At 37.3% G+C, this 15,050-nt stretch carries 10 protein-coding genes; 7 read left to right on the top strand and 3 right to left on the bottom strand.

Features of this window, described 5'->3' with window-relative positions; all coding sequences use genetic code 11:
- Window positions 1-164 precede the first annotated feature (164 nt).
- The 3 genes from def to rnjA all read left to right on the top strand — a co-directional run bounded on the left by def (window position 165) and on the right by rnjA (window position 3,228).
- On the top strand, window positions 165-716 hold the full coding sequence (gene def / locus ACTWQM_RS07120; protein WP_443257496.1) for a peptide deformylase: 552 nt from the start codon (window positions 165-167) through the stop codon (window positions 714-716).
- A 625-nt stretch (window positions 717-1,341) separates the two neighbouring features.
- Window positions 1,342-1,557 carry a DNA-dependent RNA polymerase subunit epsilon gene (locus ACTWQM_RS07115; protein WP_443257495.1) on the top strand — a complete coding sequence of 72 codons (216 nt, stop codon included), beginning with the start codon at window positions 1,342-1,344 and terminating at the stop codon, window positions 1,555-1,557.
- Between the two features lie 3 nt (window positions 1,558-1,560).
- Window positions 1,561-3,228: a ribonuclease J1 gene (rnjA, locus tag ACTWQM_RS07110; RefSeq protein ID WP_443257494.1), complete on the top strand. Its 1,668-nt coding sequence runs from the start codon at window positions 1,561-1,563 to the stop codon at window positions 3,226-3,228.
- Window positions 3,229-3,589: 361 nt separating this feature from the next.
- Here rnjA and ACTWQM_RS07105 read toward each other — a convergent pair whose 3' ends face one another.
- Complete coding sequence (locus ACTWQM_RS07105) at window positions 3,590-4,252, bottom strand: potassium channel family protein (protein ID WP_443257493.1); 663 nt, start codon at window positions 4,250-4,252, stop codon at window positions 3,590-3,592.
- Window positions 4,253-4,537: 285 nt separating this feature from the next.
- Between ACTWQM_RS07105 and ACTWQM_RS07100 the strand changes: the two genes are divergently transcribed.
- Genes ACTWQM_RS07100 through cydC form a run of 4 tightly spaced genes read left to right on the top strand, consistent with a single transcriptional unit; the run spans window position 4,538 to window position 10,376 of the window.
- Window positions 4,538-5,884, top strand: coding sequence for a cytochrome ubiquinol oxidase subunit I (locus ACTWQM_RS07100; RefSeq protein WP_443257492.1), 1,347 nt, complete (start codon window positions 4,538-4,540; stop codon window positions 5,882-5,884).
- Window positions 5,884-6,897 carry a cytochrome d ubiquinol oxidase subunit II gene (locus tag ACTWQM_RS07095; RefSeq protein ID WP_443257491.1) on the top strand — a complete coding sequence of 338 codons (1,014 nt, stop codon included), beginning with the start codon at window positions 5,884-5,886 and terminating at the stop codon, window positions 6,895-6,897. Before ACTWQM_RS07100 ends, ACTWQM_RS07095 begins: the two co-directional genes overlap by 1 nt.
- A gap of 30 nt (window positions 6,898-6,927) precedes the next feature.
- On the top strand, window positions 6,928-8,661 hold the full coding sequence (cydD, locus tag ACTWQM_RS07090; protein ID WP_443257490.1) for a thiol reductant ABC exporter subunit CydD: 1,734 nt from the start codon (window positions 6,928-6,930) through the stop codon (window positions 8,659-8,661).
- Window positions 8,658-10,376 (top strand): thiol reductant ABC exporter subunit CydC, encoded by a 1,719-nt coding sequence (gene cydC / locus ACTWQM_RS07085; protein ID WP_443257489.1) that lies wholly within the window; start codon window positions 8,658-8,660, stop codon window positions 10,374-10,376. Before cydD ends, cydC begins: the two co-directional genes overlap by 4 nt.
- A 526-nt stretch (window positions 10,377-10,902) precedes the next feature.
- Here the strand turns inward: cydC and ACTWQM_RS07080 are convergent.
- Together ACTWQM_RS07080 and ACTWQM_RS07075 are read right to left on the bottom strand one after the other, a co-directional pair.
- Entirely contained in the window at window positions 10,903-12,744 is a 1,842-nt protein-coding gene (locus tag ACTWQM_RS07080; protein ID WP_443257488.1) for an ABC transporter ATP-binding protein, read from the bottom strand.
- A gap of 15 nt (window positions 12,745-12,759) precedes the next feature.
- The gene (locus ACTWQM_RS07075) at window positions 12,760-14,508 is read right to left on the bottom strand and encodes an ABC transporter ATP-binding protein (protein ID WP_443257487.1); all 1,749 of its coding nucleotides are present in this window, start codon (window positions 14,506-14,508) and stop codon (window positions 12,760-12,762) included.
- Between the last annotated feature and the right edge of the window lie 542 nt (window positions 14,509-15,050).

Genomic DNA, 15,050 nt, shown 5'->3' with positions numbered 1-15,050 from the left:
TCAAACAATCTGAGCTGTGAATTTTATACCTTAGTATAACATATTTTTCGAACAAAATAGGATTCAATTTCATTAATTTATACTTGTCCTATAGTAAATTTATGATGTAATAATTCATATTATGTTAAAATATTATCATTACGAACTGTAAGGAGTGTCAACGCATGATAACTATGGATGATATAGTCAGAGAAGGCCATCCATCATTACGTGAAACAGCAGATGAGGTACCAGTTCCTGCTTCTGACGAGGATAAATCGCTCTTAAATGATATGCTAACCTTTTTAAAGAATAGTCAGGATGAAACAATAGCAAGCCAATATGACTTAAGGCCAGGTGTAGGATTAGCGGCACCACAATTGGCAATAAATAAACGATTGGTTGCAATTCACTTTGAAGATTTAAAAGGAAAACTTTATAGCTATGGCTTAATTAATCCTAAAATTATCAGTCACTCGGTTGAAGAAGCGTATTTAACTTCCGGAGAAGGCTGTTTGTCAGTAGATAGAAATGTGGAAGGATATGTACCCAGAAACGCAAGAATTACCGTAAAAGCAATTGGATTGGATGGTACAGAACTTAAGTTACGTTTAAGAGACTATGCCGCAATAGTCTTTCAGCATGAAATTGATCATCTCAACGGTGTTATGTTCTATGATCATATAAATAAAGATAATCCGTTTAAAGTTGCTGATAACACTAAAGCTATAGAATAGCCTTTCATAAAGGGGCCATTATGTGGTCCCTATTATTATATTTTGGTATAAGAATCATTTATAAGTTAAAAATATACATAAGGAAAACCCGTGCAAAGCAATTCTAATATGGAAAAATGAGCCTTTTTTTAAACAATTGCAGTGTTTTTATTTCAAATTTACTCAAACAGTATTATACTGTAGATAAGAGGGTTGGATCGGTAGAACGTTTTTTGGTGCTTTTCTTAAATAATCGAAAGGAGATGTAGACTTCATGTTAAAACGCCTAAAAGAAAAGCTTAAAAAGCGCTGGAAGGATTTTTTAGGCAGAGGACGTGTACCTACTACTTGTAAAAAGGACTACCACCAGAGTTAACCATCATGTAATAGAGAAGTTACTAAATCAAATTTACTGCAACTAATTCCAATGCGTATTTTTTAAGCGATTGGATCGATACACATGTGAATGTTATAAAACAGCTGTTCGCCATAATGCCGTCAGCTTATTAAGTAATGACCAGTATTATCTTATGGATAGGAATGTATAATTACGGAATGCAATTTTAAAGTTACGCTTATGCAGTAAGAAAGTTTTTATTTTTTAACTGCAAAAAAATAGATTAAAAAAGAAGTTAGGAGAGATGAAATGATTTTTAAAGTTTTTTATCAAGAATTACCAGGAGAAGTCCCTGTACGCGAGCGGACTCAAAGCCTATATGTTGAGGCTGATTCAGAAAAAGAGGTACGAAATAAGTTATACGATCGCAAGTATAATATAAATATTGAATTTATCCATCCACTGGACGATGCACATTTAAAATATGAAAAACAATCCGAACATTTCAGCTTGGAGACTGTCTAAGTCATGAAATTCGTAAAGAATGACCAAACAGCAGTATTTGCATTAGGTGGATTAGGAGAAATTGGAAAAAACACTTATGGTGTCCAATTTCAAGATGAAATAATTTTAATCGATGCCGGAATTAAATTTCCTGAAGATGAATTACTAGGTATTGATTATGTTATTCCGGACTACACCTACCTGATTCAAAACCAAGATAAAATTAAAGGTTTATTCATAACACACGGACATGAGGATCATATCGGAGGAATTCCGTACCTCTTGCGTGAAATAAATGTGCCAATTTATGCTGGAAAACTTGCGATCGGATTAATCAGAAACAAACTAGATGAACATGGCTTATTACGAAATGCCAAATTGCATACAATTCAAGAAGAAGATGTTATTAAATTCCGTAAAACATCCATTTCCTTTTTCCATACAACCCATAGTATTCCTGATTCATATGGTATTGTAGTAAAAACCCCACCTGGAAACGTTGTTCATACAGGTGACTTTAAATTTGATTTTACACCGGTTGGCGAACCTGCAAATATCGCGAAAATGGCAGAGATAGGTAAAGAAGGCGTGCTTTGCTTACTCTCCGATAGTACAAACAGCGAAATCCCAGGATTTACAATGTCTGAAAGTGTTGTAGCTGATAATATTAGTGATATTTTTGCTAGAGCTGATGGTCGACTAATCTTTGCAACGTTTGCATCAAATATCTATCGCCTTCAACAAGTGGTAGAAGCTGCTGTTAAACACAACCGTAAAGTAGCCGTCTTTGGACGGAGCATGGAAACTTCTATTCGAATTGGACAGGAACTGGGCTATATTCAGGCTCCAAAAGAAACATTTATTGAAGCTAATCAGATCAACCGCCTTCCAGCGAATGAAGTTACTATTCTTTGTACGGGCTCACAAGGCGAACCAATGGCAGCATTATCTCGAATAGCTAATGGTACACACCGTCAAATTCAAATTATTCCTGGTGATACGGTTATCTTTTCATCATCTCCAATCCCTGGAAATACAGTAAGTGTAAGCCGGACAATTAATAAACTTTACCGTGCCGGGGCCGAAGTGATTCATGGTCGCCTAAGCAATATTCATACATCTGGCCATGGCAGCCAGGAAGAACAAAAGTTAATGCTAAGACTTATCCAGCCAAAATACTTTATGCCGATCCATGGTGAATACAGGATGTTAAAGGAACACACAAAGCTTGCTGAAGCATGTGATGTGGAGCCGGCAAACTCATTTATAATGGATACTGGTGACGTCCTTGCCTTAGGCAAAGACAATGCCATGGTAGCAGGAAAAATACCATCAGGTTCTATTTATGTAGATGGAAGTGGCATCGGTGATATTGGAAATATTGTATTACGTGACCGCCGTATCCTATCAGAAGAAGGACTTGTCATGGTAGTTGTAAGTATTAACATGAAAGAATTTAAAATCGCCTCAGGCCCTGACATTATCTCACGTGGATTTGTCTATATGAGAGAATCCGAAGACCTAATTAATGAGGCGCAGAAGCTTGTTTCAAATCATTTAGACAAAGTAATGGAACGCAGAACAACACAATGGTCCGAAATCAAGAATGAAATAACAGATACTATCGCACCATTCCTCTACGAAAAAACAAAACGCAGACCAATGGTATTACCGATTATCATGGAAGTCTGATTAAATAATTGGGGCGACATTGTTCAACAAGCATATCAGATAAAGTATCTGTGAATATGCTAATGAATAATGTCTCCCCTTTTTTATGTCCTTCTTCCCTAATACAATCGAATCTGCATTTTAGAAAACTAGGCATTCGTTAAATGAATTCTTATGAAAGCGTACTTTGCTTTCTTAGAACCCCTTATACTTTGGAGTGCAAGCCTTAATGGCGAAACCTTAGTTGGACTTATGCAGTAAGGAAGGATTTATACTTTTTTAACTGCAAAAAAAGTGGCATTAAAAAAATTTTTAATGCCACTTTTTATAGTTGGAAAACGATAATAGTAAAAAGTAATCCTGTTTACCCAATAGATACGGGTTAGTCAATAACGAGATGCTTCTCAAATCTGGAAATATCCTTATCTGCCCCAATAACGATTAATATATCTTCTTCTTCCAGGACCTCATCAGCAGTTGGCGAGACGTTAATATCTTTTCCATGCTTGATTGCGACAACGTTACACCCGTAATTCGCACGAATATCAAGATTAACTAACGTTTTGCCGCGCATTTTTTCTCCAGCTTTTACTTCAACAATACTATGATCATCTGATAACTCCAGATAATCGAGTATATTGTTCGAGATTATGTTATGCGCGATCCGTTTCCCCATATCTCGTTCTGGGTGGACAACCTGATCAGCACCAATTTTATTCAGTATCTTCTCATGATAATCATTTTGAGCTTTTACTGTTATTTTCTTAATACCCAAATCTGTTAAAACAACAGTAGTTAAGATGCTTGCCTGAATATTATCACCTATAGCGACAATAACATGATCAAGATTTTTAATACCTAGTTCTTTTAACGTTACCTCGTCAGTAGAATCAGCAATAACAGCATGTGATGCAATATTTTTAAATTCATTTACTTTATCTTCATCAACGTCAACTGCGAGTACTTGCATTCCTTCCATACTTAATTCTCGGCAAATACTCCCGCCGAAGCGACCTAAACCAATTACTGCGAATTCTCGTTTCATACTATTTCCTCCATCATTCAACGTACTTTAACTTAGTCTACCACACTACTATATGAAGTGAAATTGATTAATGACAATTTTAACGTCAATCATACTCTTGAATTTAAAAATGTCAATTAAATGTCATAGGCAAAGGGCTTTTATCATATCAAAATGTTTTATACTATTTACATAGGGAAAACTAAACCGATGTTTTTTATCAGTTTATATATCCTTAATAATTAAACATGCTCAGTATTGAATTTGTGACTAGCATATAATTTACTATTCAAGGAGGATTTCAAAATGGATTTTGATACAGTCTTAATGAGTAGATTAATCACCGCAATGACATTAGGATTTCATATAATATTTGCAACACTTGGCGTTGGAGTTCCCTTGATGATTTCGATAGCAGAGTTTGTCGGAGTTAAGAAGGATGATCCGCATTACAAGATGATGGCCAGGCGATGGGCACGAGGATTTGTTATTACAGTTGCGGTGGGTGTTGTAACTGGGACGGCAATAGGGTTACAATTATCGCTAGTATGGCCTAATTTCATGCAGGTTGCTGGAAATGTCATAAGCTTGCCGCTCTTTATGGAAGTCTTTGCCTTTTTCTTTGAAGCTATATTTCTAGGAATGTATTTATACACTTGGGATAGGTTTAAAAAGCCATTTACACATTGGTTGTTATCCATACCAATAGTTATTGGTGGTGGACTTTCAGCTGTATTTATAACAACTGTAAATGCCTTTATGAATACACCAGAAGGATTTGCCATGGAAAACGGCTCATTTGTAGCTGTTAATCCAATTGCAGCTATGCTAAACCCAGCTACACCATCAAAGGTTTTTCATGTATTAAGCTCAGCATACCTAGCATGTGCTGCACTTCTGGCCGCTATTGCTGCTTTTGTAATTTTAAAGAAAAAAGCGTCAGACTATCATAAAAAGGCGCTAAAGCTGACTGTGACGGTAATGTTTATATTTGCAGCTGCAAATTTATTGACAGGAGACACTTCCGCCAAATTTCTTGCCGAACACCAGCCGGAAAAACTGGCTGCTGCAGAGTGGCATTTTGAAACAGAAAAAGGAGCAGACTTGGTAGTGTTCGGCTGGCTAAATGATGCGCACGAAATAATAGGCGAAATTCGAATACCTAAATTCTTAAGTTTCCTTGCATATAGTGATTTCAATGCTGAGGTAACAGGGCTGGAAGAAACGCCTGAGCAAGAAAGACCACCACTCTGGATCCATTATATGTTTGACTTAATGGTAACCATTGGAATGGCTCTCTTGGGAATTTCATTTCTTTACCTAGTATTTAGTATGGTGAAAAAATGGAATGAACTGAATAAATGGTTTTTATGGTCCCTTCTGTTAAGTGGTCCTTTAGCCTTTCTAGCGATAGAATTTGGCTGGATTTATGCGGAAGAAGGGCGTCAGCCATGGATCATACGAGGCTACATGACAGTTGACGAAGCAGCTACTTCTTCCCCCTATATAGATTTAATGTTCTTTTTGTTCCTGGGTTTATATATCGTGCTGGGTGCTTTGTGTATTGTTACATTACGAAAACTCTTCCGCAACAATCCGGTCGAAGAAGAACTCGAAAAACAGTATCCATCCATAGAAAAGGGTGATGAATAATGAGTTATGAACTAATTGGAATTACCGTATTATGGCTATTCCTTTATGGCTATCTAATTGTGGCATCCATTGACTTTGGTGCAGGCTTCTTTGCGTATTATGCCAAAATCTCGAAAAAAGACCATATTATAAATCAATTAATTTCAAGGTATTTATCTCCTGTATGGGAAGTAACTAATGTTTTCTTCGTCTTTTTCTTTGTAGGTATTGTTGGGTTCTTCCCGGAAACTGCTTATTATTATGGAACTGCTTTACTAGTCCCTGGCAGTATTGCAATCATACTGCTGGCGATACGGGGATCATTCTATGCATTTGAAAACTATGGTTCCAAACAGAGCAATATTTATATGTTTTTATATGGTGCTACAGGGTTATTAATACCTGCTTCATTATCTACTGCTTTAACCTTGTCAGAAGGCGGCTTTATTGTTGAGGAAAATGGAGAAGTATCATTGAAGTATTTAGAACTATTTACAAGTCCATACTCATGGAGTGTAGTATTCCTGGCAATTATGTCAGTACTTTTTATCAGCGCTGCATTTTTAACATTTTATGCGGCACGCGCACATGACTTCCCGGCATTAAAGTTAGTAAGAACTTATGCGTTATTCTGGAGTGTACCGACAATAATCGCTAGTTTAACAACCTTTATTGCATTAAGTCAGCACAATGAGAGACATTACGAAAAAATGCTTGACCTATGGTGGATGTTTGGCTTATCAGTCGGATTCTTTATGCTGGCAATAGGGCTGATTTATCAAGGGAAGCATTATGGTGTGGCATTTATTAGTGTAATGTTACAGTATTTCTTTGCCTTCTTTGGCTATGGAATTGGCCACTTACCTTATATTCTCGATCCTTATATTACAATAGTTGAAGGTGCAACCCACGAATCGATGGGGATTGCCCTGATTGCAGCATTCATTGCCGGTTTGTGTTTATTAATACCTTCTCTCATTTTACTATTGCGACTGTTTTTATTTAATGCTGAATATGTAAAGGGTAAAAAATAGCCTGTCTAAGTTAGGAGACTGCTTACCGATATGAGTACTTTAAAAGATATTGCCTTCACGCAGAAAAAAAGCATATCACTTCTGTTTGCCTCATCCATAATGACAGGAGCGATGATCATTTTACAGGCGTATTTCTTTGTTGCAGTAATCGACGGAGTTTTCCTGCAAGAAATGTCATTTTCTAACGTCCTTCCTATGCTGGGAGGACTCTTAATGACTCTTTTAGCTAGAACAATTCTAACTTATATAAGCGGTCGTAAGGGTATACAAATGGCTGCAAAAGCCAAGTCGTATTTTCGAAAAACACTTTTAAGTAAATTTTCAGGAAATCCCGTACAAAATTCATTACAGGGACAATCGGGACAAAAGGTAAGTGTCATGATGGATGCTGTTGATGAAATAGACAGCTATTTCAGTCAATACCTTCCTCAAGTTATTCAAACAGCATTTATACCACTTTTGATTCTAGTTGTAGTTTTCACACAGCATATAAATACCGGGATCATAATGATAATCACTGCACCATTTATCCCCCTCTTTATGATTATTATCGGAATACAAACTAAAAAGAAATCAGAAGAACAGTTAGATAAGCTTGCATCCTTTTCCGGGAAATTCCTGGATACGTTACAAGGACTTACTACTCTGAAGTTATTCAGCCGGGCAAAACAGCAAATGGAAGCTATCAGGAAAAGCAGCCTGGGTTTTAGAGATGCAACAATGGAAATATTGAAGATTGCTTTCACCTCTTCCTTTATGTTAGAGCTTATTTCCATGCTTAGTATTGGAATTATAGCACTGGAACTAGCGATTCAACTAATAATATATAAAAGCATATCATTCTTTACTGCCTTTTTAATTTTAGTGTTGGTTCCAGAGTTCTATACATCACTTAAGGAGTTAGGCAGCAGCTTTCATAACAGCCGTAGCAGTATGGGGGCGGCTAATAAAGTAGCAGAGGAATTAGAGGAAACAGAACAGACTATTCCATGGGGAAATAAAACGTTATCAGATAATAATCCCCCAGCCATTTCACTTCAAGGAGCGGGTTACAGTTATGGAGATGGTCAATTTTCATTAATTAACATATATACAGTAATTCGACCCTATGATCAACTAGCGATTGTTGGTCAAACTGGTTCTGGAAAATCAACCCTTTTACATCTGATTGCAGGGCTTATAACTCCTTCAGAAGGGGAAGTAGTCATAAATGATACGAATTCGATGACTGATTATCAAGAACAGGACTGGTTTAATCATTTAAGTTACATTTCTCAGCACCCTTATATTTTCTCGGGCTCTATTGCAGAAAATATTGCCATTGGCGGAAAAACGGATGCATCACGTACAGAAATCGAACAAGCTGCTGAAAAAGCTGGGATCGCTAAAATGATACATTCACTTGAAAATGGCTATGATACACAAGTAGGTGAAGCAGGTAGAGGTCTGTCAGGTGGAGAAAAACAAAGAGTTGCCATTGCACGGGCATTTTTGAAAAAACCATCTATTATCCTATTTGACGAGCCTACAACAGGGTTAGATCTTTACACCGAAAAGATACTGCAGGATTCTATAAATGAATTGTCACAAAACTCAACTGTTATCACGGTTGCACACCGCCTCCACACGATCAAGAACGCTGATAAAATTCTTTTCCTGGAGAACGGAAGATTATTATCGCAGGGAACCCATAAGGAACTTATTGAATCTGTCACAGCCTATCGTAATATGGTATCTATCCAGCAAGGAGGGAATCCACAATGAAAGATTTAGCGCTTGTCGTTAAGTTAATGATGATTGAAAAAAAAGACATTCTTTATTCAATTATTTTTGGCTTTCTAGCTGGTATTGCTGCTGTTGGCCTCTTTGCTGCCAGCGGGTATTTAATTTCCAAAGCAGCACTGGCACCTCCTTTATATGCCCTAATTATTCTTACATCTGCAGTAAAGCTGCTTGGATTTACGAAAGCAATAAGCCGCTATGCTGAAAGATATTTTTCTCATCGAGCAACATTTACGATCTTAAGTAACCTCCGTGTCTCTTTTTTCGAGAAACTCGAGCCCCTGGCACCAGGAATTTTTCAAAAATATCGCAGCGGTGACCTTCTTTCGAGGATTGTTGGAGACGTCGAAAGTCTGCAAAATTTCTTTTTAAGGGTTTTTTACCCACCGATTGTTTTAGTTATCGTCTTTCTATGTACGATCTTATTCACGTCATTCGTTTCCATTTATGTAGCACTTGTATTACTGATAGGTCTCCTATTAACAGCTTTTGTCGTTCCAACTTTGTTTGCTGTGCGGCAAGCGAAGATTGACAGTCATGTACGGGAAGGAAGAGGAAATTTAACAACAGAAGTTACCGAATTTCTTCACGGCTTTCGTGATTTAAAGATATACCAGAAGCTTCATGAGAAGGAAGAAAATCTATTGCAATCGTCTGACACTTATATTAGAGCGCAGGAACGTGAAAACACCAACACACTGTATAGTCAATCCATGAACACATTTATAGCGCTGTTTATATCCTGGCTGGTACTAGCATTAGGGTCCTTTTTAGTCGTAGACGGTCAATTGGATGGTATCTTCTTAGCGATGCTTATCATGATTTCCCTTACCGTTTTTGAGGACGCTTCACCGATGGCAGTTTTCCCTATCCATATACAAGACAGTAAACAGGCAGCAACACGCCTGTTTTCCGTCGTTGACTGGGATAATAACACCGAAGTGAAACAAAATAATGCAGAGCAATTACAGCAAAACAACCCTCTTTCCATCGAAATGACTGATGTTACTTTTTCATTTCCGGAAGAAGCCAGGCCAAACTTGGAAAATATTAATTTAAAGCTGCCTGCATGTTCAAAGACCGCAATTGTTGGACCAAGTGGTTCTGGTAAATCAACATTATTACAATTGCTGCTAAAAATCAGTCCAACGAATCAAGGGGATATTTATTTAAATGGCGTCTCTATCAATCAAATAAGCCAGCAGGCAATTTGGAAAAATGCTAAAGTTGTTCTACAGGAAAATCATTTTTTCTTCGGTACAATACGCTCTAACCTGCAGCTTGCTAAAGATGGATTGACTGACACAGAAATGAAAGCTACTTTAGTATCTGTAATGCTTGATAACTTCTCCTTAGAAGATCAAGTATATGAAAAAGGGGAAAATCTTTCTGGCGGAGAGAAGCAGCGACTTGCAATCGCCAGAGCAATGCTGAAAGATGGACATCTATGGTTACTGGATGAACCCACATCGTCTTTAGATGCAATTACAGAACAATCCATTTACGAGAACCTTTTCGAACAAGCTAAGAATGATACCCTTGTTCTCATCAGTCATCGCTTAACAAACTTGGAAGATATGGATCAAATTATTGTGATGGAACACGGAACTATAATAGAATCCGGCACATTTAATGAATTAATGCAGCAAAAAGGATACTTGTATAAAATGAAAGAGATCGAGAAAGAATTGCTTTAAATCATGCGCTTATCGTGAGTTTTGTGGATTGTAAGCTTGGCATTCGTACCTTATTGTTTAAGTGGTAACACGGGTACCGAAGAAATCACTATTGGCTATGTGTTAAATGATAGATGCAAAACCAGCAACTGCTATGTAAGAATCAGAACTATAGAGCATTTTTACGTTACTGCTATGAAAGGGATTGGATTTAACATTACTATTGTATTGAATTGAGGTGTAAAGTATAGATGGAGAACTCCTACAGGTCACCGGCCGAAACCGGTCACGTCCTGTGACCGACGCCGGTACTAGAACGTCCTGTTCGTCGAAGCAACAGCTGAAGATCACGCAGGAAGCGGTTTTTGCTTCCGAGGAAGCTGAAGCGTTGCCCGCAGAAAGCGTAATGTATTTCCATAGCGATGTCACAGCAGACAGCCATTTTTCCACGTTGATTCGCAGTCTATAGACATAGTCACACACCGACAACAACTCTTATAAACAGCCAAAGTTAAAAAGCAACTTCTCAATTGAGAAGTTGCTTTTGTTAAATTGCATCGAGCATTTGAAATTGTGATTTCACAAGATCAAAGTATTCCCCTTCCTGCTTCATTAACTCATCATGACTGCCATTCTCAAGTACTTTTCCATTTTCCAAAACAAAAATGTTATCAGATTCTCTGATTGTCGATAAGCGATGGGCAATAATGATTGCAGTCCTTCCCTTCAATAATCGTTGAAGAGCTTCCTGAATTTTCATTTCTGTTTCCGTATCAATACTAGCTGTTGCTTCATCCAGAATTAATATTCTCGGATCAGCAAGAAGTGCCCTAGCAAATGATAGCAATTGCCGCTCACCTGCTGATAATATATTTCCCCTTTCCTCTACTTCTGTTTCATACCCGTATGCAAGCCGCTGGATAAACTCATCAGCACCAACGACCTTTGCAGCTTCGATTACTGCTTTATCCGATGCCTCAGGTTGACCAAATCGAATATTTTCCATAATCGTTCCTGAGAAGATGAAGGTATCCTGTAAGACTACACTGATTTGCTGACGCAAGCTGTCCAGCTTCACGTCTCGTAAATCGTGTCCATCAACTTTAACAGTCCCCTGCGTTGGGTCATAAAAACGGCTAATTAAATTAGCTATAGTAGACTTACCGCTTCCTGTATGTCCCACTAATGCAATATTTTGGCCTTGTTTAATATCTAATGAAATCTCATGCAGTGCGATACGGTCGTTATCGTAAGAAAATTGAACCCGGTCAAATTCAATTCGGCCTTTCATGTCCGTCAATTCAATACTATCTTCTTTTTCTTTAACATTTGGCTTTTCATCCAGAAATTCAAAAATACGCTCTGAAGCAGACATCGCCATTAAAAGCTGATTATACATTTGGCCTAATCTGGAAATCGGCTCCCAAAACATCCCCAAAATTAAGGCAAACGTTACAAAGGTACCAATTTTAATTCCACCATCAGCCTCTCCCAATAAAATTAGGTGGGAACCATAAGCAATCAAAATAATTGTTCCAATCGCATTACTCATTTCCACAAACGGACGGAACATGGCACTTTTTTTCGTAGCAACACGCCAACTCTCAAAGTTATCAGTATTTATCCCATCAAAGAATTCTGCGTTCTCTTTTTCCTGTGAAAAAGATTGTGTTATACGAACACCTTGAATACTTTCATTCAAGTGAGAATTCAAGCGGGATTGCTGAATACGTACATCCTGCCATGAACGGCGGATTTTCCGGCGAAGCTTCGTTGAAATATAAAACATAATTGGCAGAATAACAATAACCGCAAGTGCCAGCTTAGGACTTAATGCAAACAGAATTACAATCATTCCTGTTAGCGTTACAACATCCATCAGCAGATTAATAATTCCATTTGTAAACAACTCTTGCAACGAGTTAATGTCATTCATAATCCTAACCAATATTGACCCTGCTGAGCGTGAATCGAAAAATCGGTGTGAAAGCCGCTGAACATGGGAAAATAAATGCTGTCGTATATCATATATAACATTCTGCCCTAATATATTAACCCACTTTATCCTGTAAACATTGCCAACATAGCTTATGAGGTATAGTACCCCAATTCCGATAACAAGATAGGTAAGCATCGTTGGATCCTCATTGGCTATCGCTACATCAATTGCAACCTTACCGATTAATATTGGTACTAATAAGCGTACTGCGGTAGAAACAAGCATCGCTATCATAGCACCAGGTAAATATGTTTTTGAATATGGTTTTAAATAACCAAGTAAACGCCACATTTGCTGCCAGTTAAACGGCTTTTCGACTGCCTGATCGACTGTATAATAGAAACGCTTCAGATGACGATTTTCTTTTGGTACCTTTTTTTCTTTTGCCATTTTATGTCCCCCCTTTTATGTTGCAGTATTCATTATTGCTTCACGATCCTGGTACTGAATATCGTAAACTCGCTGGTACGGTCCATTATTTTTCACTAAGGTTTCATGGGGACCACGTTCGACTATTTCACCATGTTCAAGTACCAGAATTTCATCAGCGTGTTTCAGAGATGAAATCCGATGTGCAATGATAAAGGTGGTTCTGCCCTTCATCACTTCTTTTAGTGCTTTCTGGATTTTGAATTCAGTCTCCATATCTACTGCAGATGTTGCATCATCGAGTACCAATATACTAGGATTGATGCAAATTGCCCGAGCAATAGCTATACGCTGTTTCTGACCACCCGACAAGCCCATTCCTCGTTCACCAAGCATCGTTCCATATCCCTCTGGCATCTCCATTATAAAATCATGCGCTTGTGCCCTTTTGGCCGCGTCAATTATTTGTTCATCCGATACATCAGGTGAACCGTAGGCGATATTCTCTCTAATTGAAGTTGAGAATAAGAAAGACTCCTGTAAAACAAAACCTATATGTTTTCGCAGCGTCTTAATCTTATAATTATCGACAGGACGGTTATCAACCAGCACGTCACCTTTTTCCGGTTCATAAAAGCGTGTGATTAACTGTGTGATACTCGTTTTACCAGAACCTGTAGAACCAACAAGACCAACTACTTTTCCTGGAGGTGCATCAAATGTGATATTTTTAAGTGCTGTATCATCGTCTTTTGTATACGTTAAAGTTACATTATTAAATGTTACATGGCCGTTGATTGGTGTATCTATCGCATCATCCTTCTCGACAATGTCTTCTTCTGCTTCTAATATCTCCAATAAACGTTCACCAGAAGCTTTAGCTTGAGAAAACTGATTAATGACAAATCCCAAATTCATAAGTGGTCCTAATATATACCAAACAAGGCTAAAAAATGCTACTAATTCTCCGAGTGCCAACTGATTATTAATAACCAGATAACCACCAAATGCTAACAATGCAACCGCACATACATTTCCAATGAATTCCATAAGCGGCATAAACTTTGCCCATATTTTTGCAGTAGTTAAAAAGTTCTGCTTATAGTTGTCATTACTGCTGGAAAATCTCCCTATTTCAAAGTTCTCCCTGGATAAAGATTTAACTGTATTCATACCACTAATATTTTCCTGGACACGCGTATTCAAACGACCGAACGATTTTCTAATCCCTCTAAATGCCGGATGTACACGTTTATCAAACTGGAATACTACTATTGCCAAAAGCGGCATAGCAGCCATCGTTACCAATGCAAGTGGAATAGAATAGTAGAACATAACACTTAAACTGAACAGGATAAGTAATATGATTCTAATTAATTCTGAAAATCCAAACGAAAGGAAAAAACGAAACATCTCAACATCTGCGATTAGCCGAGACATTAGATCTCCTGTCTTTGCATTATCATAATATCTGAACGATAGTACTTGAAGCTTTTCATATAATGCTTCCCTGATTACATAAACAGATCTGATTCCAAAGAATTCTCCAAGATATTGATGATAGTAAGTTGAAAATCCTTTAATAACCATTATTAGGAAAAATGCAACTGAAATATAAGGTATCAGTGAATACCTGCCCGCTCTCATTACTTCATCAATCGTTATTTGCAATATTATTGGGTATACAACAGTAATAGCAGCCACAAATAATAAGAAAACTAATGAAGTAAAGAAAAACCTTCTGTATGGCCAATAAAAATGCTTTAACTTTTTAAAAGTATCCAATGTGTTCCCTCCCCCTGTTGTTTATACGCAATATCTAATATAACGGGTTCCGAAATAAATTTCCACTCCTTTTGCTTAATTTTTTTAACTTTTTATTTATTAAAAAAATAAGTTCTGTAAGTATAAATAAAAACAAAAACGTTCAGCTGAATTCTGAACGGGCTCACATCGAGATGCAAAACAGTGATTCTCAAGTAATTTTCAACTATTATCACATAATTTGCACCGTTAAAATTCACAATAAAAATGGCTTGGATGTTTCTCCAAGCCATTTTTTAATATCACTTATTTAATTAAAGCACCAAATATTTACTTGAAATTATTTACTAGACGGGCTAGTGTCCATGGAATTGACGGATCCTCATTCCGTTATTTCCTTAAAAATGCCTATTTTGACCGTGTTATGTAATCCTCATTCCGCTGATATGAACAAAACTGTCAAGTCCCAAGCTGTTTTTCCCTTTTTTGGGCATACTTAATACAAGAAGCCGTTTTTACTTCTTTTTATGGGTTAACCGTTTTGGTTAGACTATTTCCTTCTT

It is taken from the genome of Virgibacillus sp. L01, from assembly GCF_052246775.1.
GTDB lineage: Bacteria > Bacillota > Bacilli > Bacillales > Amphibacillaceae > Lentibacillus.
This window is presented reverse-complemented; position numbering and strand designations above follow the sequence as displayed.